Source organism: Paenibacillus sp. OAE614, assembly GCF_040546645.1.
GTDB lineage: Bacteria > Bacillota > Bacilli > Paenibacillales > Paenibacillaceae > Paenibacillus_AQ > Paenibacillus_AQ favisporus.
The window spans coordinates 4590423-4611967 of sequence record NZ_JBEPOD010000001.1; the positions used below are offsets into that span (position 1 = coordinate 4590423).

23 protein-coding genes are annotated in these 21545 nt (G+C 53.7%); 2 read left to right on the plus strand and 21 right to left on the minus strand.

From position 1 onward, the window contains the following. The 7 genes from ABIE48_RS21230 to ABIE48_RS21260 all read right to left on the minus strand — a co-directional run bounded on the left by ABIE48_RS21230 (position 1) and on the right by ABIE48_RS21260 (position 6323). Entirely contained in the window at positions 1-1131 is a 1131-nt protein-coding gene (locus ABIE48_RS21230; RefSeq protein WP_076169875.1) for a carbamoyl phosphate synthase small subunit, read from the minus strand. Between the two features lie 98 nt (positions 1132-1229). Next, positions 1230-2513 (minus strand): dihydroorotase, encoded by a 1284-nt coding sequence (locus ABIE48_RS21235; RefSeq protein WP_145023650.1) that lies wholly within the window; start codon positions 2511-2513, stop codon positions 1230-1232. A gap of 110 nt (positions 2514-2623) precedes the next feature. Beyond that, positions 2624-3532, minus strand: a complete 909-nt coding sequence (locus ABIE48_RS21240) for an aspartate carbamoyltransferase catalytic subunit (RefSeq protein ID WP_145023648.1) — start codon at positions 3530-3532, stop codon at positions 2624-2626. A 1-nt stretch (position 3533) separates the two neighbouring features. Then, a complete protein-coding gene (gene pyrR, locus ABIE48_RS21245; RefSeq protein ID WP_105444544.1) occupies positions 3534-4088 on the minus strand; it encodes a bifunctional pyr operon transcriptional regulator/uracil phosphoribosyltransferase PyrR in 555 nt (184 codons plus the stop codon). Between the two features lie 351 nt (positions 4089-4439). Next, entirely contained in the window at positions 4440-4697 is a 258-nt protein-coding gene (locus tag ABIE48_RS21250) for a twin-arginine translocase TatA/TatE family subunit (protein ID WP_145023646.1), read from the minus strand. Between the two features lie 88 nt (positions 4698-4785). Next, positions 4786-5514 carry a twin-arginine translocase subunit TatC gene (gene tatC / locus ABIE48_RS21255; protein ID WP_234489325.1) on the minus strand — a complete coding sequence of 243 codons (729 nt, stop codon included), beginning with the start codon at positions 5512-5514 and terminating at the stop codon, positions 4786-4788. Positions 5515-5639: 125 nt separating this feature from the next. Then, entirely contained in the window at positions 5640-6323 is a 684-nt protein-coding gene (locus ABIE48_RS21260; protein ID WP_354519617.1) for a DUF1232 domain-containing protein, read from the minus strand. A 166-nt stretch (positions 6324-6489) separates the two neighbouring features. Here ABIE48_RS21260 and ytaF point away from each other — a divergent pair, with 166 nt between their 5' ends. Further along, positions 6490-7101 carry a sporulation membrane protein YtaF gene (gene ytaF, locus ABIE48_RS21265; RefSeq protein WP_192715684.1) on the plus strand — a complete coding sequence of 204 codons (612 nt, stop codon included), beginning with the start codon at positions 6490-6492 and terminating at the stop codon, positions 7099-7101. Between the two features lie 61 nt (positions 7102-7162). On the opposite strand, the gene ABIE48_RS21270 is transcribed toward ytaF, so the two are convergent. From ABIE48_RS21270 to lspA, 3 genes are all read right to left on the minus strand, one after another. After that, positions 7163-8416, minus strand: a complete 1254-nt coding sequence (locus ABIE48_RS21270) for an LL-diaminopimelate aminotransferase (RefSeq protein WP_192715685.1) — start codon at positions 8414-8416, stop codon at positions 7163-7165. Positions 8417-8511: 95 nt separating this feature from the next. Continuing rightward, a complete protein-coding gene (locus ABIE48_RS21275; RefSeq protein ID WP_260869370.1) occupies positions 8512-9420 on the minus strand; it encodes an RluA family pseudouridine synthase in 909 nt (302 codons plus the stop codon). 47 nt (positions 9421-9467) lie between these two features. Then, the gene (gene lspA, locus ABIE48_RS21280) at positions 9468-9965 is read right to left on the minus strand and encodes a signal peptidase II (protein WP_145024570.1); all 498 of its coding nucleotides are present in this window, start codon (positions 9963-9965) and stop codon (positions 9468-9470) included. A gap of 227 nt (positions 9966-10192) precedes the next feature. Here lspA and ABIE48_RS21285 point away from each other — a divergent pair, with 227 nt between their 5' ends. Continuing rightward, on the plus strand, positions 10193-10921 hold the full coding sequence (locus ABIE48_RS21285) for a TraR/DksA C4-type zinc finger protein (RefSeq protein WP_192715686.1): 729 nt from the start codon (positions 10193-10195) through the stop codon (positions 10919-10921). On the opposite strand, the gene ABIE48_RS21290 is transcribed toward ABIE48_RS21285, so the two are convergent. The 11 genes from ABIE48_RS21290 to sigE form a co-directional block, all read right to left on the minus strand. After that, the gene (locus ABIE48_RS21290) at positions 10918-11247 is read right to left on the minus strand and encodes a DUF5665 domain-containing protein (protein ID WP_105444719.1); all 330 of its coding nucleotides are present in this window, start codon (positions 11245-11247) and stop codon (positions 10918-10920) included. The genes ABIE48_RS21285 and ABIE48_RS21290 overlap by 4 nt on opposite strands. A 178-nt stretch (positions 11248-11425) precedes the next feature. Further along, a complete protein-coding gene (gene ileS, locus ABIE48_RS21295; RefSeq protein WP_192715687.1) occupies positions 11426-14518 on the minus strand; it encodes an isoleucine--tRNA ligase in 3093 nt (1030 codons plus the stop codon). Between the two features lie 983 nt (positions 14519-15501). Next, on the minus strand, positions 15502-15993 hold the full coding sequence (locus ABIE48_RS21300; protein ID WP_076169866.1) for a DivIVA domain-containing protein: 492 nt from the start codon (positions 15991-15993) through the stop codon (positions 15502-15504). A 148-nt stretch (positions 15994-16141) separates the two neighbouring features. Then, positions 16142-16924 carry a YlmH family RNA-binding protein gene (locus tag ABIE48_RS21305; protein ID WP_192715688.1) on the minus strand — a complete coding sequence of 261 codons (783 nt, stop codon included), beginning with the start codon at positions 16922-16924 and terminating at the stop codon, positions 16142-16144. A 9-nt stretch (positions 16925-16933) separates the two neighbouring features. Continuing rightward, on the minus strand, positions 16934-17206 hold the full coding sequence (locus ABIE48_RS21310) for a YggT family protein (RefSeq protein WP_192715689.1): 273 nt from the start codon (positions 17204-17206) through the stop codon (positions 16934-16936). Positions 17207-17213: 7 nt separating this feature from the next. Then, entirely contained in the window at positions 17214-17660 is a 447-nt protein-coding gene (locus tag ABIE48_RS21315; protein ID WP_076169863.1) for a cell division protein SepF, read from the minus strand. Then, entirely contained in the window at positions 17660-18352 is a 693-nt protein-coding gene (locus tag ABIE48_RS21320) for a YggS family pyridoxal phosphate-dependent enzyme (RefSeq protein ID WP_145023631.1), read from the minus strand. The genes ABIE48_RS21315 and ABIE48_RS21320 overlap by 1 nt, the downstream gene beginning before the upstream one ends. Further along, on the minus strand, positions 18349-19215 hold the full coding sequence (pgeF, locus tag ABIE48_RS21325; protein WP_483312694.1) for a peptidoglycan editing factor PgeF: 867 nt from the start codon (positions 19213-19215) through the stop codon (positions 18349-18351). The genes ABIE48_RS21320 and pgeF overlap by 4 nt, the downstream gene beginning before the upstream one ends. Positions 19216-19300: 85 nt before the next feature. After that, a complete protein-coding gene (locus tag ABIE48_RS21330) occupies positions 19301-19618 on the minus strand; it encodes a YlmC/YmxH family sporulation protein (protein ID WP_116231581.1) in 318 nt (105 codons plus the stop codon). A gap of 296 nt (positions 19619-19914) precedes the next feature. Then, the gene (gene sigG, locus ABIE48_RS21335; RefSeq protein ID WP_076169861.1) at positions 19915-20697 is read right to left on the minus strand and encodes an RNA polymerase sporulation sigma factor SigG; all 783 of its coding nucleotides are present in this window, start codon (positions 20695-20697) and stop codon (positions 19915-19917) included. Between the two features lie 77 nt (positions 20698-20774). After that, the gene (sigE, locus tag ABIE48_RS21340; RefSeq protein ID WP_076169860.1) at positions 20775-21497 is read right to left on the minus strand and encodes an RNA polymerase sporulation sigma factor SigE; all 723 of its coding nucleotides are present in this window, start codon (positions 21495-21497) and stop codon (positions 20775-20777) included. Between the last annotated feature and the right edge of the window lie 48 nt (positions 21498-21545).

Here is a 21545-nt window from a genome sequence, read left to right on the forward strand (position 1 = left end):
TTATCGTGCTCCTTTCACGGCTGCAGCCAGTTCAGCCTGGCGCGGTTTTGCAGGTTTTTGCTGTTTATGATCGGCAATCATTTTCAAGAACTCGTCAAACAGATAGCTGTTGTCGTAAGGGCCAGGGGCCGCTTCCGGGTGGTATTGCACGGTAAAGGCCGGGTATTTCTTATGTTTGAGCCCTTCCACCGTCTTGTCGTTGTTGTTGATATGCGTAACCTCGAGCTCTGTGCCGGCAATGGAGTCATCCTTAACCGTGTAGCCATGGTTCTGCGATGTGATATAGCAGCGGTTCGTGGCCAAATCCTTCACCGGATGGTTACCGCCGCGATGGCCGAATTTCAGCTTCTCGGTGTCGGCGCCGCAAGCCAGGGCGAACAGCTGGTGACCCAGGCAGATGCCGAAGATCGGATATTCGCCGAGCAGTTCCTTGATCGTCTGGATCGCGTGCGGTACATCTTTAGGATCCCCAGGGCCGTTGGACAGCTGAATGCCATCCGGATTCAGGCGGCGGATTTCCTCGGCCGTCGTATCATGCGGAACAACCACCACGTCGCAGCCGCGGGAAGTCAGTTCGCGCAAAATACCGCTCTTGGCGCCGTAGTCGATAAGTACGATCCGCTCTCTAGCGCCCGGGCTGCTGTAAGTATGCTTCGTGGACACGCGCGACACCTGATCGGTCATCAGGGTGCTCGCAGCAAGACGCTCTCTCAGCTCCTCGACGGACTGAGCGGATGTCGTCAGAATCCCCTTCATCGTGCCGTGGCTGCGGATAAGTCGGGTCAGCATGCGCGTATCGATGTCGCTGATGCCGACGATCCCGTATTCCTTCAGCAGCGTATCCACGCTGTACTCGGCGCGCCAGTTGCTCGGCACCGTTTCATGGCGGCGTACGACAAATCCGTGCACATATGGCGCAACCGACTCAAAATCGTCGCGCGTAATGCCGTAGTTGCCGATCAGCGGGAACGTCATCGTGACGATTTGCCCGCAGTACGACGGGTCCGACAGCACCTCTTGATATCCCGTAATCCCTGTATTAAACACGACTTCGCCCGTCGTTTCACCTTCTGCTCCGAAAGCACTGCCCGTAAACAGTGTTCCGTCCTCCAGCAGCAATCTTGCCTGCATCCCACTCACTCCTCTGTCAAATTACGTTAAGTTAGTATCTAGTAGTATCTATATCTGTTTCTTTTGTATCAACCGATCCGGCCCGGTTATATCCGGTCTTAGGCTTCAAACACGACTTTGCCGTCCATCCAGGTTTTAACCGGCCAGCCCTTCAGCTTCCACCCGGTAAACGGCGTGTTCCGTCCCTTTGAGGCAAACTCTTCCGGATTCACCGCTTTTTCGGTTTCCAGGTCAATCATCGTCAGGTCAGCAGGAGCGCCTTCCTCAAGCCGTCCGGTGTTCAAACCGAACACCCGCGCCGGATCGGAAGTCATCCGCTGAACCAGCAGGGCCAGTTCCCATTTGCCAGTCGCCACAAATTTGGTGTACAAGAGCGGGAAGGCCGTCTCGAAGCCAACGATGCCAAACGGCGCCATTTCCATACCTTTTGCTTTCTCTTCCGCCGCATGCGGCGCATGGTCCGTCACGATGATGTCGAGTGTTCCGTCCAGCAGCCCTTCGATGCAGGCTTCCACGTCCCGCGGCGAGCGCAGCGGAGGATTCATTTTCCAGTTGGCGTCCAGCCCCGGAATGTCTTCATCCGACAGCAGCAGATGGTGCGGACACACCTCGGCGGTGACGTGAATGCCGACTTCCTTGGCCTGGCGGATCAGCCGGACCGACTGTTCCGTGCTGACGTGGCACACATGATAGTGCACGCCCGTCGCTTCCGCCAGCAGGATGTCCCGCCCCACATGAATCGCTTCCGACTCGTTTGGAATACCGATCAGTCCGTGCTGCTCGGCAAACTTGCCTTCCGTCACGCTTCCCCCTTCGACCAGGGAGTTCTCTTCACAGTGCGCAATCACCGGCATGTTCAGCTCTTTCGCCCGGCGCATGGCGTCTTTCATCATCTTGGCGTTCTGTACGCCAACGCCGTCGTCGGTGAAGCCAACCGCCCCCGATGCTTTGAGCGCTTCAAAATCCGTCAGCTCCCGTCCGAGCTCCCGTACCGTAATCGCTGCATAAGGGAGCACCTTCACGATTCCCGCCTCGCGGGCCTTCTCCAGCACCAGCTGGACCGTTTCCGGGTTGTCGGTCACCGGTTTCGTGTTCGGCATGCAGGCGATGGTCGTGAAGCCGCCTTTGGCAGCCGAGCGGCTCCCGGTCTCGATCGTTTCCTTATGTTCAAATCCAGGTTCGCGCAGATGGACATGCATATCGATCAAGCCGGGCGTAACCAGCTTGCCGGCAGCGTCCGTCACTTCCGCCCCTTCGGGAGCACTCCAGCCGGCATCGGGTTCCACCAATGTTTTGATGATGCCGTCCTCGATGACGATATGCTTGCTTACCTGTTCCCCTTGTTCGTTCAGTACGCTGGCGTTCGTTATGATCTGTATCATGAGTACCTCCGGTCGTTGATTGGCACTGTGGCTTCCAATCTATTGTATAATAATAATTCATTTTTGTGTATATTTATTAATAAAATTTGTGTATGCCTATATATCCCTGATTATTTCATCGCCCGTTCCATGACAGCCATACGGATCGGAACGCCGTTGCTCATTTGCGGGAAGATCGCCGACTGTTCACACTCGACAACCGCATCGTCGATCTCCACGTTCCGGTTCACCGGAGCAGGATGCATAATTAGTGTATGCTTGGACAATTTGGAAGCCCGCTCCTCCGTCAATCCGTACTGCGCTCTGTATTCCTCCGCCGATTTCAGCATGCCGGTCGCATGACGCTCAAGCTGAACCCGCAGCATCATGACCACATCCGAGCGGAGCGCCTCTTCCATCGTTACGTATCTGGCAAACGGCTCCAGCTCCGGTGCCGTCATATTATTCGGCGCGCAGAATTTGACTTCGGCCCCGAACTTGCGCAGCGCCCACAGGTCCGATCTGGCCACCCGGCTGTGCTTAATGTCGCCGATGATCGACACCGTCAGGCCTTGAAGGCTGCCGAACCGTTTCTTCATCGTGTACAGGTCGAGCAGCGCCTGCGTCGGATGCTCATTGTTTCCGTCCCCTGCATTGATGAGCGGAACCGAGATTTTGCTGGACAGCTCCTCCAGTACCCCAGCCGGCTTCAGCCGGATGACGCCTGCGTCAATCCCCATCGATTCGAGCGTTCTTACCGTGTCGTAGATCGATTCGCCTTTCTCTACGCTCGAAGCAGCCGCCGTAAAGTTCAGCACCTGGGCGCCCAGGCGTTTCTCTGCCATTTCGAAGGAAAAGCGCGTCCGCGTGCTGTTCTCAAAAAACATGTTGGCCACGAATTTGGAGGCCAGCACCGGCACCAGCTTTTCATGCTGTGCTTCCCAGTATGCGGCCCGGTTCATGATCGATTCGATTTCGTCGCGGCCCAGATCCTTCAGTCCGAGCAGGCTCCGGTCCTTCAGCTGCGTCATCGTTAGCATGTTATTTCTCCTCCCGGTTTTGCATAATCGTCACTTCGTCCTTGCCGTCCGTTTCCGTGAGGGCCACTTCAATTTGCTCGGACCTTGCCGTCGGTACGTTCTTGCCGATATAATCCGGCCGGATCGGCAGCTCCCGGTGTCCCCGGTCCGCCAGCACCGCCAGCTGGATCATCTGCGGCCGACCGCAGTCCATCAGGGCGTCCATTGCGGCGCGGATCGTCCGTCCCGTGTACAGCACGTCGTCGAACAAAATCACTTTTTTATCATGAATATCGAGCTTTTCCAGGCCGATGTTTGCTTCAGTCAGGGATGCTGCGCTGTCTTTCTGGTCGTCCCGGTACCGGGTGACGTCAACGGCGCCCCATGGAACCGGTGTACCTTCGATTTCGAGAATTTTGCCGGCGATGCGCTGGGCCAGAAATTCTCCCCGGGTTTTGATGCCGATGAACACACAATTTTCAATCCCCTTGTTCCTCTCCAGTATTTCGTGTGCAATCCTTGTCAGTGCACGGCGGATTGCCGTTTCATCCATAATGACATGCACCTCGTTGCTCATGCTCCACACTCCTTCTTCCGTCTAAAAGGGATTTAAATAGCTGACCCGTGAAGGTTCCCCACAAAGCGAGGCTTTGCTGTTATGCCTGTTTAGATGCTTTGAGGGGACCCAGATAACAAAAAAACTCCCTGCCCGTAGGCAAGGAGTTAGAGGCCATCAGCATGCGCTGATAGACATAGAGATTCGCTGGGCGGCTTAAAGCAGACAGTATGCTGCCGCGAAGTGAACCTCGGTTCACGTTACCTTGCCAGTCTCACGGGACTGATTTAAAGGTGCTATTCAACTACAGAAGATTATGACAGACTGGACGTCTGTTGTCAACCGAGCTTAGCCTTCCCGATCCGTGGAATTTTATTCCGGCAAACGCGGGGATGCGGCGGATTCCGTCCGAACCGCCTGAGGCTGCTGCTCCTGTTCCGTTACGGGCTCCTGGGCGGAGCTGCGCTTCTGGCGCGGCGAGTCGCCCATAATGTCGCTCATTTCGTTTTTAAATTCCCGCAGCATGCGTCCGGCCGAGCGGCCCAGACCGGGCAGCTTGTTTGGTCCGAATAACAGCAGCGCAAGCACGGCCAGCAAAATGAAACCCGGCAAACCGATATCGCTTAGCATAACGTAAATCGTCCTCCCTTAAACCAATTTATAAACCAGCTTCTCCACTTGATTTCAGTGCACTTCATCACCCAAGGTCGAACCTGCATTAGGCAGATCCATAATTCATCCGGTCCTTGGTCCCCGCATCCGTCTGCATTTGCTTGCGGTATACCAGCTTGGACATCAAAACGCTGATTTCGTACAGCAGAATAAACGGTACCGACACCGAAATATGCGAAAAAAACTCCGGCGGAGAAATCATGCACGCGATGAAGACCAGCACCATGTATGAGACTTTACGCATTTTTCCCAGCAGTCCCGGGTTGATGACACGCAGCCTTGTCAGCAGCATCACCAGCACCGGCAGCTCAAAGGCAAGTGACACCGGAACCACGATGTTGGTCAGAAACGTAAAGTACTGCGCAATGCCGTACGTCTCCACCAATCCCAGGTTTTTGGTCATACTCGTCGTAAAGCGAAACGCCATCGGGAACACGACAAAATAGGCAAAAGCAAACCCGACAAGCAGCAGTACGAACGCAGCCGGCACATACTTTAGCGCCGCTTTCTGCTCGCTCTTGCGCAGTCCCTTTTTGGCAAAAGCCCAAATTTGCAGCATTGTAAAAGGTACCGCTACAACCAGCGACAGGGCTGCAGCAATGTACATATACATGCGAACGCCCTCCCACGGGCTGAACGCGTTCCATTCGACCAGCGAGGCCGGCGGCCTGCCCCTCAAGAAGTGAAGCACGTCGCCCACCACGAACAGCGCCGCGATCATTGACACCAAAAACGCGCCCAAAATCCAGAACAGGCGCTTGCGCAATTCGCCCAAATGTTCGACATACGAATCCCATTTCCAATGTTTAAACAGAGCTGCTCAACTCCCACTTCAGGCCTTGCTCTCAAAAGCAAGCGCCCTTATTGCTATGTCCACTTTACCATGTTTGGCCGCAAAAATCATGGGCTTGTTTCCAGTTCCTTCAGCCGCTCCAGCACCAGCCGCACTGCCAGCGCATCATCGATATACCCGAGCGGAAAACTGTAATCCGGGATAATGTCTGCGGACAATACAAAATAGAGCAGCGCGCTGCCGATCACTGTCTTCATATTGGCGGGAACATCCGGTTCATGATAGCGGGCGTACAAATCTTTTAGCTGCTGAATATAGAACCCGGCGCTCTGCAGCTGCTCAAGCTTCTCCGGAAACCGATCGGTAATCAGCTCGCTCCCTTCCCGGGTTTCCGCGTATTCCTCGTACTTCACCAGCTCCTGCCGGACCCGCTCTGTCATGTCCCGGACATCAAGGCCCAGCCCGTCAAACACGCGCAGCAGTTCCTGCTCATTGGAGCCTGCATCGGCAGCCCCTGGCTGATCTGCATCCTTTAGCTGTGTATTGCCGTCAAGCGGATACCCCGCTGCCGATAACAACGCCTCCATCGGTATGCCCAGGTGGACCGCGAAATGCTGCAAATGCTCCAGCCTCGCCTTCTGTTTTCCGTTGACAATTCTTGATATTGTTGCGGTATCCATGCCCGTCAACGCGCTGAGGCCGCGCATGGAGAGCGATTGCTTTTTAAGTGCCGCCTTGATGATATCTGCCAATTTCTCGTGGGACATCGAATCTTCCGGCCCCGTGACCATAAGCTGCACTCCCTTTCTGCCTTGAAAATGGATGCGTTTCGTTAAGTCAACAACCATTGCTCGCTGCCAAACCCTGTTGACGATATCTCAACAAATTGGCCCATCCCCGTCACTTTTTCTCAACGGCCCCATATGATGTATTACTTCAATTAAAGGAGCTGACATCATGGATCTGGCTGTTTGGATTCCGGTGATTTCCATCGCGCTTGCCGCCAATCTCGATAATGCGGGCGTCGGCGTGGCTTATGGTGTAAGAAATATAAAAATACCGGCATTGGCGGGTACCGTCATCGCGTTTATCGGATTTTTGCTGACCTGGATCGGCGGGATATCGGGAAAAGCGCTGTCCGCCTGGCTGCCGCCATCCGTGTGCAATATTGTCGGCATGGTCATCCTCGTCTCGATCGGCACCTGGGTCATCATTCAGCCGCTGCTGCAGGAGCAATTGGCCCGGCATTCGGACCGGCGGAACTGGTTGACCCGAATCCTGCAAAATCCCGAAACCGCCGACTTCAACGCGTCCAAATCGGTCGATTTCAAAGAATCGGTCGTCCTCGGCATCGCGCTGTCGGTCAACAATCTGGCGGGCGGCTTCGACGCCGGGATCACCCATATCGGCATCTGGGAAACGTCGATTTTGTCCGGTATCTTCAGCTTTGCCAGCGTGGGTCTCTGCTCTCTCATCGGCCGAAAAATCGCCGGGGAACGCCTGGGCAAAAGCGCCAGCGTCCTTGCCGGCCTTATTCTCATCTTTATCGGGCTACATCAGGTGATATAACGCTGCGGCCAAAAAAAAGATCCGCCCTGCATGTCAGGGACGGATCTTGCTGCACATTGAATTAAAATTCGAATTCCACGTCGCTCAGGCGGCGTTTAATTTCGGCAATGACGCGCTTCTCGTCTTCTTGGCCCTTCGCTTCGAAAGTGACGGAGAAACGGACAAAGCTGCCGGCATCATCCCAAGGCACGGTGGAGATCAGCTTCTCGCGGATCAAGAACTGGGAGAAGTCCTCGCCGGAATTGAAGCGGACCCCGCCTTTAATGCCCTTAGGCGCTTCCACATAGAGGAAGAAGGAGCCTTTCGGTTTCTCGGCCTGGAAGCCAAGCTCGTTCAGCGCGGCTACCAGCATATCGTGGCGGCGGGAATATTTCTCCGCAATTTTCTCCGTAATTTCCGGATGGGCGAGACCGTAAGCGGCCGCTTTCTGGATGGCAATAAACTGGCCGGAGTCGTTGTTGTCCTTCACGTCGCCGAAGGCTTTCACGACGAGCGGGTTACCGGCGATAAAGCCGATCCGCCAGCCGGTCATGTTGTAGGATTTGGACAGCGAGTGCAGCTCGACACCTACGTCCTTCGCACCTGGAATCGACAGGAAGCTCAGCGGCTTCAGTCCGTCATAAGTCAGGGCTGCGTAAGGAGCGTCATGAACGACGACGATGTCGTACTTCTTCGCCCATTCCACCACTTCGGTGAAGAACTCGACTGTGGCGCTTGCGCCCGTCGGGTTGTTCGGATAGTTCAGGTAGATCAGCTTGGCGCGCTGAGCGATGTCTTCCGGAATGCTCTTCAGGTCCGGCAGGAAGTTGTTTTCCTTCTTCAGCTCAACGGTGTATACTTCCCCGCCGAGGTATTTCGTGTGTGTTCCCAGAACGGGATAACCAGGCACGGTGATGATGGTCACGTCGCCAGGGTTGATGAACACCGATGGAAGCATCGCCAGGGCCGGCTTGGAGCCGATGGAGTGGAGCACTTCCGTCTGCGGGTCGATGCCGTCCACGTTGAAGACTTCCTTCAAGTATTTGGCCGCCGCTTCCTTGAATTCAGGAATTCCGTTATCTGCATAGCCGCGGTTCTCCGGCTTGGCCGCTTCTTCCGCAAGCTTGGCCACAATGCCGGCGTCAGCCATTTCATCCGGTTCGCCTACGCCAAGGTCGATCAGTTCCACGTCCGGGAAGTCCTTTATGGCCTGGGCTTTGGCCCGCTTGATTTTTTCAAATTTATAGATGGCTGTGTCTTTACCATAATTGGAACCGCCGATCCGGTCCGCAAAGCTGTTCTGAATGTACGTTTGCTGGTACTGTTCGATACTCATGTATTCTTTCATCTCCTACTTCAATTTCTACACCCCTAAATATGAAGGAATCCATGGCGGAATGCCATGGACTAATTATCGTATGATTTGTACTTTCAACGGCTGCGCAGCGATGTCAGCAGATCCTCCATATCGCCGGGAATCGGCGCTGAGAACTCCATATATTCGCCGCTTGCCGGATGGATGAACCCAAGCACGCCGGCGTGCAGCGCTTGTCCGTTCATTTTGATTCCTTTGCTCCGTCCGTACACCGGATCCCCGACGAGCGGATGGCCGATGAACTTCATGTGCACCCGGATCTGGTGAGTCCGCCCGGTTTCGAGCTGAAGCTCCAGCAGGGTGTAATCGCCAAAGCGCTCCTTGACCGTAAAATGGGTGACGGCGTGCTTGCTGTTCTTCTCCGTCACGGTATACATTTTGCGGTCGATTGGATCGCGCCCGATCGGAGCGTCTATCGTTCCTTGATCATGGCTGACATTGCCGTGGACCAGGGCATAATAGCGCCGGGTCACGCTGTGGTCTTTGAGCTGGGCGGCCAAAGAGGCGTGGGCCATATCGTTCTTTGCGGCCATGATCAAGCCGGAAGTGTCCTTATCAATCCGGTGAACGATGCCTGGGCGCAGCTCCCCGTTAATGCCGGACAAATCCTTACAGTGGTACATCAGCGCATTCACCAGAGTCCCCGAGGCATGCCCGGGCGCAGGATGAACGACCATCCCCCGCGGCTTGTTGACCACGATGACATCCTTGTCCTCGAAAGCGACATTCAGTGGAATGTCCTCCGGTACGATCTCGACGGCGGACGGCTCCGGAACAGTCACTTCCAAGCGGTCGCCCGCCGCCAGCTTATAATTGGCTTTGACCGGCTGACCGTTCACAAGCACATGGCCTGCGCTGATCCAGAGCTGGACCTGGGACCGGGAAATGTCCTCCTCCCAGGATTCCGTAATATATTTATCGATGCGTTCTTTGGCATGGACAGGGTCAACGACCCACTCCCTGATATCCGCACTCTCCGGGTTTTCCCCCGCTCCGGATGTTTGTTCTTCGATCAAACCGGTTCATTCCCTTCATTGCTCTTGTTGTTCGATTCGGTTCGGTTCATGTCCATCAGCGAATCCAGTATAATGAGCGCCACCCCGATCACGATGCAGGAGTCGGCCACATTAAAAATCGGAAACGTATAGCTGCCGAAATTGAATTGTAAAAAGTCCACCACTTCGCCGTTCAGCGCCCGGTCGAGAAAGTTGCCGATCGCCCCTCCCAGGACGAGGCTAAGCGCTACCGGTAGCAGCTTGCGCGAAGACGATCTTCTCACCCGGTTCATATACCAGATAATCGCCACCACCACGACGATGGTAATCACGATAAAAAACCAGCGCTGGTTGGGAAGAATACCGAAGGCTGCACCCGTGTTCCGGTGGGAGGTAATCAGAAAAAAGTTGCCAATCACCGGAATTTCCTCTGCTAATTCCAATCTGGTGGCAATTAAATACTTGGCGCCCTGATCCACCAAAAACACGATTAAAGCGATTAAGTAGTACACCACAGCCATTTGTCACTCCGTTCTTATTCATTAGGCCCGTCCGCTCGGACACAGCCTTTCACGTCATGTAAAGACTTGTTTATTGTAGCATAGGGCGCCGGAAACCGTCCATAAACGGGGAATGGCGAAAACAATTTCCTTCTGTAAAACAGGCTTAATCCGCACATTCTAGATATGAAAAGAAATCGTCTTTATCGTTTTGTTGATCCGAAGCGGAAAGGGGCTTTGTCATGCAGCATCTCACACAATCACAGCTGGATCATTTGCACAGCATGCTTAAAGAACAGCAGGAATCCATCCGACAAAAGGATGACAGCAACGAGCATTATGGCCTGGAAGACTCCATGCGCGACCAGACCGGCGAGCTGTCGAACATCGACAACCACCCCGCCGATGTCGCCACTGAGCTTTACGCCAGGGAAGTCGATTTAACTCTTCAAGACCATGACGATCACCACATGGACCGTATTGAAATGGCGCTGGACCGATTCAAGCAGGGAACCTATGGAGTCTGTGAGGAATGCGGCAAGCCGATCCCGTACGAGCGGTTGGAAGCCGTTCCGACGACGTCCTTTTGCAAAGAGCATTCGCCTAAAGTACATGTCGAGAATTACCGCCCGGTTGAAGAGGAATTTCTGATGCCTCCTTTTGGCCGGACGAGCCTGGACGAACGCGATGACCAGAACGGTTTCGACGGCGAAGACGCGTGGCAGATCGTTGAAAATTTCGGCACCTCCAACTACCCGACAGGCCGGGAGGTTCACAGCTACAACGAGATTGAAATCGAAGCATCCGACGAGCTGGAGGGCTGCGTAGAGCCGTATGAAGCTTTTGTCGCCACCGATATTTACGGGAATCCGATCGAATTTGTCCGTAACCAAGAGTACCGAAAATATATGGACCAAGGCGAAGGTATCAGCATGGACCAGCTCGGCGAAGAGGACGAAGGGTTTATTTAATACGTCTTCAGCTCAAGCTGGCGCTGGACGATCCGGACGATATCGGCAATATAATCTCCGATAATCGGAAGATTGAGCGCTCCCAGCCCCTGCAGCACATAAATAATCGTCGCCGCAAAAAAGGTGAATCCAATGGCGACCCCGACGCCGCGCGCCGCACCGGACAGCAGATTTAACATAATCAAACGGAAGGGCCTGTGGAGAAGCTGAGTATATTCCGCAATCCGGGCCTGCTCCAATTCTTCGGCAATCCGCACGGTCAAGCGGTACACGACGTTCAGCTTCTCTTCTTCCGATTCAGGAATGATGCTCTTCTTATTCGCCATCTCTGCAGTCTCCTCTCGGATCAGCGCGGTATCCACGTTCCGATGAACAACAAACGAGCCGAAGCCGGCGCGAAAATGGTCTTTCATTTCCGCACGGGCCAGAAGGCTCGTTTGTTCGTTTGTTGTGCTATTATGCGCCAAAGCGGCGATTGCCATTCAATGGCGGTGAAAGGGCAGGTTATCCGGCAATGCGGATACCCAGCGTTTTGCCGGCGAGATCAACGCGCTCCATTTCGGCTTCTTGGCCAAACGCAAGCTCGTTCACCAGCACGTTTTCCCGGAGCACATGCTCAAACGCCTGGATCGCAGCCGTCAATTCTTCATCCGCATCAAGGACCAGCGTAACGCGTTTTTCGATCGGCAGGTCGAGCTTTTTGCGGTAGTCCTGTACGGCACGCACCACTTCGCGGACCCAGCCTTCCTGTTCCAGTTCAGGCGTGATTTCCGTATTGAGGGCGACGGTGATGCCATAGCCCGAAGCCGATGCAAATCCGGCTTTGGCCTGCTTCTCGACGAGCAGCTCGTCAGCCGTAATCTGAAGCTCATCCCCATCCGGCGAAGTGACGTTCAGGCTGCCGTTATTGACGACGTTCCGCGTATCCTCCGGACTCATCGCTTTCAGGAAGCCTTGCAGGAATCCGATATTTTTACCGTATTTCTTGCCCGCCACCTTCAGGTTCATCTTCAGCGTAAAGTCGACGAATCCGCTGTCGCTCGTCTCCACGACGATGTTCTTCACGTTGATTTCTTCCTTGACGATCTCCTCGTATCCGGCCACATCAAAATCGCGGTCCAGCGACACAATCAGCTCGGACAACGGCTGGCGGGTCTTGATCCCCGTTTCGTTCCGCACGTTGCGGGCGAGCTCGACGACCTGGCGGGCGGTTTCCATATCTTCCTCGAGCGCCTTGTCGATCAGAGCCTCATCAGCAACCGGATAATCCGTCAGATGAACGCTTTCCCCGCCGGTCAGGTTCGTGTAGATATCTTCCGACAGTAGCGGCGTGTACGGCGCCATCAGTTGGGCCAGCGTGACCAGCACATGCGTGAGCGTGCCGTAAGCGGCCAGTTTATCTTCTCCGAGTCCGCTGCCCCAGAAGCGGTCGCGCGAACGGCGGATGTACCAGTTGCTCAGCTCGTCGACGAATCCTTCGATGGCCTTGGCCGAGTTGAGGAAGTCGTTGCTTTCCAGCGCTTTGTCCACCAGCAGGATCAGGCTGTTCAGACGGGACAGGATCCAGCGGTCCAGCTTGTTTTCCGACGGCTGGTACGGATGCTCCGCCGGGTTGTAGCCGTCGATGTTCGCATACAGCGTCAGGAACGCGTGCGTGTTGACCAGCGTGTCGATCACTTTGGATTTGGCTTCACCGACGATGCCTTTGGAGAAGCGTTTGCTGTTCCAAGGTGCGCTGTCCGAAAGGAGCGCCCAGCGGAACGCATCCGTGCCGTATTCGTTGATGATGTCCCAAGGGTCGATGACGTTGCCCTTCGATTTGGACATTTTTTGGCCGTTTTCGTCCAGGATATGCCCCGTGGCGATGACCGATTTGTAAGGCGCAACGCCTTTGAACAGAGTCGATACGGCCAGCAGGCTGTAGAACCAGCCGCGGGTCTGGTCGATCCCTTCGCAGATCATATCCGCCGGGAACTGCTCCTCGAACGTGTCCACGTTCTCAAACGGATAATGGTGCTGCGCGAACGGCATCGAGCCGCTGTCGAACCAAACGTCGATCACTTCGGACGTCCGTTCCATCACGCCGCCTTCGCAGTGCGGACAGCGCACTTTGACCTCATCAACGTAAGGCTTATGAAGCTCCAGATCGTCGCTGATTTCGCCGACCGCCTGCGCCTTCAGCTCCGCAAAGCTGTGCGGCGAAAATTCGCCTTTACACGATTCGCAGACCCAAACGTTCAGCGGCGTGCCCCAATAGCGGTTACGGCTGATATTCCAATCCACCAGCTCTTCCAGGAACTTGCCGAAACGTCCTTCACGGACATGGCCCGGATACCAGGTAACGCCATTGTTGTTGGCGATCAGCTGATCCTTGACGGCCGTCGTTTCGATAAACCAGCTCTCCATCGCATAATAGAGAAGCGGAGACTTACAGCGCCAGCAGAACGGATAGCTGTGCTCATATTTTTCCTTGCTGTACAAAGTTCCTTTTTCCGACATCATCTTCACGATGTCCAGATCGCAATCTTTCACGAAGCGCCCGGCGAAGTCGGTAACCTCATCGGTATAGCGTCCTTGGGCGTTCACTACGCTCACGAAGCTGATGCCGTTTTCCCGGCAGGTTTTGTAGTCGTCTTCCCCGTGGGCCGGCGCCATATGCACGATCCCCGTACCGCTCGAATCCGTGACAAAGGATGCGCCAACGATGATGTTGCCTTTTTCCGGCTTGAAATAAGTAAACGGCGGCGTGTAGCTCTGGCCGACAAATTCGGAACCTTTGTGTGTGGACAAAACCGTATAGTCGCCTTTCATTACGTCTTCAACCAGGTTTTTGGCGACGATGTAGACGCCGTCTTCCTGCTGGACGCGGGCATATTCCATATCCGGGTTCATGGCCAGCGCCACGTGGGACGGCAGCGTCCAAGGCGTGGTCGTCCAGGCCAGCACGTAATCGCCGCTGTCATGCAGTTTGAATTTGGCCGTAGCACTCAAATCCTTGACGTCTTCGTAGCCCTGCGCCACTTCGTGGGAGCTGAGCGTCGTCTGGCAGCAAGGGCAGTACGGGCTGACGCGATGTCCGCGGTACAGCAGCCCTTTGCCGTGAATCGTGGACAGGATGTTCCATACGCTCTCGATGTAATTGTTCTCCAGCGTGATGTACGGATGGTCCAGATCCGTCCAGTACCCGATCGCTTCGGTCAGCTCTCTCCACTGCTTCTCGTACTCGAACACGCTGTCCTTACATTTCTTCACAAACTCTTCCACGCCGTATTTCTCGATATCCTGCTTACCGGAGATGCCGAGCTGCTTCTCTACGCCGAGCTCCACCGGCAGACCGTGGGTGTCCCAGCCGGCTTTACGCACGACGCGGTAGCCCTTCATCGTTTTGTAACGCGGCACAAAATCCTTGATCACGCGTCCCAGCACGTGCCCGATATGCGGAGCCCCGTTGGCTGTCGGCGGACCTTCGAAAAATACGAAGTTCGGCTTGCCCGAACGGTTTTCGATGGATTTTTTGAAGGTGCCTTCTTCATTCCATTTTTTCAGGATGCGCTGATCTCTCGTGCGCGCTTTTTCTTTGACATCGACCTTATGCATGATTATCCAACCTTTCGTAATCTTTAAAAGATTTCCCATCTCCCTAAATCAAAAGCCTTCCCATCTCCCTAAATCCCTCTTCATAAGAGGGACCCCGAGGGCGCTGTCCTCTGGACACCCGGAAGTCTCCGTGGCGCATCATTTGATACGGACTTAGTTGTGCTTGAGCGTATCCCCGCTTGCCGCCCATCTTCCTTTGCCCCGCAAAGTGAAGATGGGCACGCTTGACGTTTGGGTTACCTAGCTACGGGCAATTAGATGAGCAAAATATCTTTATATCCCAACATTTCCAGCCTGATACACACTCAGTAAGCCAAATGGTCCTCAAAAGCCCGGCACACAGCCTGCGCATGTGCCCCAGGTCGAGCGGGTGCGAAGCCGCGTAAGACCCATCTCGCATGAGAGGTTCCGAAGGCGGTCCCCCAAAGGGGGCAGCCGGAGAAGAACCGGGCACCTCGCCTACCGTCGCATCAAAACTCCAAACCAGTTCCGACCTCGGAGACTTTCGGGTGTCCAGAGGGTAGGACCCTCTGGGGTCCCCCTTAGGATAAGGGGGATTTAGGGGGATCCGAAAAACAAAAATAAGCCTCATCCCCTAAGGGACGAGGCTTCTGCTCGCGTGACCACCCTAATTCCATTCTTTCAACAATCGTCCTTGAGCCGCAAGGTCAAGCACATTGATCAAAGAATGACTCCTCAGTCCATGCCAAGCTTCCGGCATGGAGCCGATATAACGTTCGGCGGCCCGTTTCGGCTTACGCACGCAAACCTGCGTTTCAGCTTCACTTCTCAGGGAGGATCTTCGGCTTCGGTCTGAACATTGGCTTTCAGCATACGCCAACTCTCTGGGGAACAAATCCCAAGCTTACTTATCCCGTCATCGAATTCATATTACGTTTCAAGTCTAACCCAATCACTTGCAAAAAAACCGATATGAATATATTTATATTCCTTTTTCCCGCAAAAGTCAACCAAGCAGAAGCCTAGTATACTTCGTTCGCTTCACGAGTCTCCCGGGTTTCCAGCGCTTCCCATCCATCCTGGCTGAGCAGCTCGAGCTGTGCTTCCACCAGCGTCCGGAAACGGGTACGGTAAATCGAGGCTTGCTTCTTCAGCTCTTCGACTTCCATCGCGATCTTGCGGGCCTTCGACAAGGATTCGTTAATGATGCGGTCAGCATTCTTCTCCGATTCCTTGATGATGAGCTGCGCTTCCTTCTTCGCGTTGTTCTTCACTTCATCCGCAGCTTCCTGCGCAACGATGATGGTCTTGGACAGCGTCTCCTCGATGTTCACGAAATGGTCAAGTCTTTCCTGCAATGAGGCCAGCTGACCCTGAAGTTCCTTGTTCTCGCGGATCACGCTCTCATAATCCTTAATGACTTGGTCGAGAAACTCGTTCACTTCATCTTCGTCATAACCCCGGATTCGGCGGGCAAACTCCTTGTTATGTATATCCAGTGGTGTTAATGGCATTGATGCGCACCTCCTAAAATGTTCAGGTTTCCCTGTCGACGAGCGGTCCTGATGGGCCTCACCCAAATGTATCGGTCAAAAGTTACGATATCTTTAATATTCTTGGATAATTCATTTCGACAGCAAAAAGACAATTCCTGCTGTAGGTCTACACAAATTTCCCTATTTTTACGCGCTGGCGTCCTTTTTTCGTCATGCCGCCCGCTTCGATCACTTTAAACCGCCCGAACCCCTGCATCGAAACGAGGTCCCCTTCTTTCAGCAGATAGGAAGGATCCTCGACGACTTTCCAATTGACGCGGCAGCGGCCGGCACGGATAGGAACGACCACTTTGGTCCGGCTGATGCGGTAGGCATCAGAAGCAATTCCATCTAAACGCAAAGAAGCGACCGTAATATCCTGCAGCTCCAGCTCAACCTGGCTTGTCCGCAGTTGTTCGATCGGCAAAATTTCGCGCAGCACGTGAATCCGGTGCACCTGTGTTAAGTTCATGTCGAGAAACGTACTGATCTCTTCGCAAACCACGGTGTGGCATCCATCCTCAAGGACATGGATATCCCCGATTTTGCTTCGTTTTACGCCGAGTCCCAGAATGGAGCCCATGTAATCGCCATGCTCCAGCGACAAAAATTTCTGATCCCCGGAGTAGATGCTAAGCACCTTCAGTCCCATGTCCTCTTGGCTTAAATTCCGGTAATCGGGAGCCACCAGCGCCCGGCAGCGCTCCGCTCCCTCATATCCGCCGTCCAGGCGCACCTGAACGTCGGGATGTCGGTTCACCAGCGACTGCAAAATAAAAGCCTGCCGCGGGTCCAAAAAATCGGTAAGCTTGACTTCGTGATATTCCCCGGCGTGAACGACCCATTCCCATGCCCGATCCACAAACTCGCGTTCATCCGGGTGAAAGTGATCATAGATGTCTAATTTCATCTCAGTCACCTAAAACAATAGTGAAAAAATAATGAACCGCAATCCCTGCATAGCGAACTGGAGCACGAACAGAGCGACGATCGGGGAAATATCCAGCATGCCGAAGATTGGCGGGATAATTTTGCGGAAAGGGGACAGGTATGGCTCCACGAGCTTGCCGAGCAGCTCACCGATAAAGCTCTCGCGAATGTTCGGAAGCCATGACATGAGAACATAGATGATGATCATGTAGAAGTAGATATTAAAGAGCAGACTTAAAATCGTATCAATGTTTTGGGCCAAACTTGGCTCACCTCATTCTGTTGTAATCATGTTCCTCGGATAATAATTCCGAAATGGCACCCTGAATCTCGACCGTATCCGGTGTGCACAAAAAGATGTTATGGCCGATCTTGGAAATACCGCCGTTCAGGGCATAAACCGTCCCACTGAGAAAATCGATAATGCGGAGCGCCTGGTCCGAACGGACCCGCTGCAGATTGACAACCACCGTGCGGTGCGCGCGCAGATGGTCGGCAATGGCCTGTGCTTCGTCATACGAATGCGGCTCATGCAAAATGACCTTTACATTTTTCTGGGAGTGAATGCTGACCACATTGTTGGTTCTAGTATTTCTACGTGTCTCAATGCTCGGGGTTTCAACTTCTTCTTCCTCCACCGGCAGCTGCTCCCTTTCTACGACTTCCTCCTGCTCTTGTAATCCCAAAAAAGACATAAACTTGTTCATCACGCTCATCATTCCCCTTCCTGTTTACCTACTAGAATCGAGCCCAAACGGATCCAGGTGGCTCCCTCTTCAATGGCCACTTCGAAATCGTTGGACATTCCCATGGAAAGATCGATTAATGGCTCTCGCGTAATTGCCTGCCGGTTTATGTCGTCTCTTAGCTCCCGCAGCCCGCGAAAAACGGGCCGGGTATCCTCCGCCTCCCCTTCAAAGGGGGCCATGGTCATCAAGCCGGCGACCTTGATATGAGGAAATTGATGAAGTTCTTTCAAAAAAGGGACGGCCTGCTCCGGCTCCAAACCGTATTTGGTATCTTCTCCAGAAATGTTAACCTGAATAAAGGTTTTAATTTCCAGATTCCGAGCTGACGCCACCTTCTCCAGTTCTTTGGCTAATGAAAGCCGGTCCAGCGAATGTATATATTCGAATTTGCCTGCCACGTCTTTGACTTTGTTGGTCTGCAGATGTCCAATAAAATGCCAGGTCCCGCGGGAACCAAGCGCATTCCATTTCTCCTCGGCGTTCTGCCAGCGATTTTCGCCGATATGCGTCAAACCGCTGTCCAGTACTCTTTCTGTCATGGATGTCGACACGTACTTGGTTACAGCGATCACATTGACGTCTTCCCTGGATCTTCCGCTGCGAAGGCAGGCTTCCTCGATGCGCTTGTTGACTTCTCTTATCCGTTCTTCCAATGTCAAGGAAGATTCACCCCTTCTCTAAGCCCGATCCAACTCGCCATACGCCCTGTCGTTCCGCCGTCTTTTCTGTAGGAAAAGAACAAATCGTTGCGACAGCTCGTACACCATGATGTACATTCGATATGAGTCGGCAATATTCCTGCTTTCATCATAATCTGTCGATTTAATTCTTTCAAGTTCAGCATGCTTTTGCCGTCGGGTTTGGCAATGTAAAAATCGGCAGGGGAGTACTGTTCATTACCCAGGAAATGACTTGCTAAATCGTGTACATGACTCATCACTTTGTCATCTACCTCGTAACAGCAGGAGCCGATGGACGGACCGATTGCGGCGCGTATCTCCTCAGACCGGCTGCCATAAGCCTGCCCCATCTTCTCCACCATAGCCGCGGCGATTCGGGCCACAGTCCCTTTCCAGCCGGCATGGGCCAGTCCGACAGCCTGGTGAACGGGATCGTAAAAATATAGCGGTACGCAGTCCGCATAAAACGACGTCAGCAGCACCCCGGGCACGTTCGTCAGAAGCCCGTCTGTATCCTGAAATCCCGATTCTCTATTCCGGCTGCCGCGTCCGCGGCCTTCGTTCGTCACCACCGCGATGTCCGCCCGGTGAACCTGTTCCCCGCACGTCCAGTCATCCAGCGTAAAGCCCAGCTCTTCCGCAACCTTCAAGCGGTTGGCTACCACCGTCTCCGGCTGGTCTCCCACATGAAAGGCGGTGTTAAGCGTATCGTAAGGCGCGCTTCCCGCGCCGCCATGCCGTCCGGTAAATCCGGCGCTGATGCCGTTCCATTCACGAACCCACGGCTCCAGCATAAATAACGAAGAGCGCGAATCGCCCTCTTTTAACTTGAACGGTTCCAATTTCAATCACCTCAACCTCCAGTGTACCACATGGACACGGCTTGCATAAAACCAAAATGGTTGGTTTGACAAGGCAGTCCTTTCCTTACACATCCCGGTAGCCGCGGCGGTCCGCCTGCTCCGTTCTCTCTCTGTAGGAGGCGGCGTCCTTCTCGTCCTGGAGTGTCCGCAGTTCCTCCATCTTGACGAGGACGACATCCGATCCGATTTTGACAATATTGCTCCAAGGAATGATCAGGTCGCTGCCGCCTCCGAACAGCCCCCTGAACTTGCTGTAGCTTGGGACAACGATCGCTTCGATCCGCCCCTGGCGAAGGTCGAGCTCCAGATCGCTGATCTGCCCCAGCCTTTTGCCGTCCACGATGTTGATGACATCCTTCGTTTGAAAATCGGATATTTTCATGTTTCTGTCCACCGCCCACCGTTCTGGATTCACATGTTCCTCTCCTTTAGCAGTCTATTCATCAGACTCGTTCAATATATATGATTAATATATGCCGGCGCCGGGCAAAATGCCCATGTTTTGATGCGAAATCCTCCGCAATACTCAGCCTCTCCTCGTTGGTTTGAAGGGGCTTTGTGTACGGTTTCTCGAAACTTTAAGTTGACGACCCATAGCAGAAGCCGAGCAGCAGTCAGCATCTCATCCATAAAAAAAGACGGCCCGTAGCGCGGACCGCCTTGCTTTACTTCATCTATTCACGATTTCACGTGCTTTTGCATTTGCTGGATGGCCGATTTTTCAAGACGTGATACTTGGGCTTGGGAAATGCCGATTTCATCAGCGACCTCCATCTGGGTTTTGCCTTCGAAGAAGCGCATGGACAAAATCATTTTTTCCCGCTGACCCAGTCTCTGCATCGCTTCACGCAGCGCGATCTCCTCGATCCAGGAGACGTCCTTGTTTTTGTCGTCGCTGATCTGGTCCATCACGTAGATCGGGTCGCCGCCGTCATGGTAGATCGGTTCGAACAGCGACACCGGGTCCTGGATGGCATCCAGTGCGAAGACGACGTCCTCTTTGGGGACGTTCAGCACTTCCGAAATTTCGAAAATCGTCGGTTCCCTTGAGTTTTGATTCGTTAAGGAATCACGAACCTGCAGCGCTTTGTACGCAATATCCCGGAGCGATCGGGATACCCGGATCGGGTTGTTGTCCCGCAAATACCTGCGAATTTCCCCGATGATCATCGGCACCGCATAGGTTGAGAATTTCACATTTTGAGACAAATCAAAATTATCAATGGCTTTCATTAGTCCGATACAGCCCACCTGAAACAAATCGTCGACAAACTCCCCCCGATTGTTGAATCGCTGGATGACGCTGAGCACCAGTCTCAGGTTGCCGTTCACCAGCTTTTCTCTGGCTGTACGTTCGTTGTTTTGCTGTAAGTCATGGAACAGCTCCCGCATTTCCACATTGGTCAGGACGGGCAGCTTCGAAGTATCCACACCGCAGATCTCGACTTTGTTTCGGGTCATGATGATATACCTCCCAAGGAGAAACTAATGTACATTATCTCCCTGGAGGGTCATTTTATTCCTGATAAAAATTTTGCCTAGACCATTTTGTTGAACTCCTTACGCAGCCGCTTGATGATGCGTTTTTCAAGCCGGGAAATGTAGGATTGGGAAATGCCGAGCATATCCGCCACGTCCTTTTGCGTCTTTTCCTCCCCGTCCTGAAGGCCAAAACGCAGCTCCATAATGGTTCGCTCCCGGTCGGTCAGCTTGTCGAGCGCCTTGTGCAAAAGCTTACGGTCGACCTGCTCTTCAATGTTCCGGTAAATGGTATCATTTTCAGTTCCGAGAACATCGGAAAGCAGCAGCTCGTTTCCGTCCCAGTCGATATTGAGCGGCTCATCGAAGGATACCTCGCTCCGGATTTTGCTGTTCCGCCGCAGATACATCAAAATTTCGTTTTCGATGCAGCGGGAGGCATACGTGGCCAGCTTGATTTTTTTCTCCGGGTCAAACGTGTTGACCGCCTTAATCAGACCGATCGCTCCGATGGACACCAGGTCCTCGATGTTGATGCCCGTATTCTCGAACTTGCGCGCGATGTACACGACGAGCCGCAGATTGCGCTCGATCAGCATCGCCCGGATGGCCGCATCTCCGGTGGACAGCCGCTGGAGCAAATATTCTTCCTCTTCGCGTGTCAGGGGAGGAGGGAGAGCCTCGCTGCCGCCTATGTAATAGATTTCTTCGCTTTTGAGTCCTAAGAGAAACAGGAATCTGTAGTACTGCAGCTGCGCCACCAATCTCCATTTCACACGCATAATTGATCCTCCTATAAGTTTTCCGCAGGAAAACTCTCATCGTAAGCA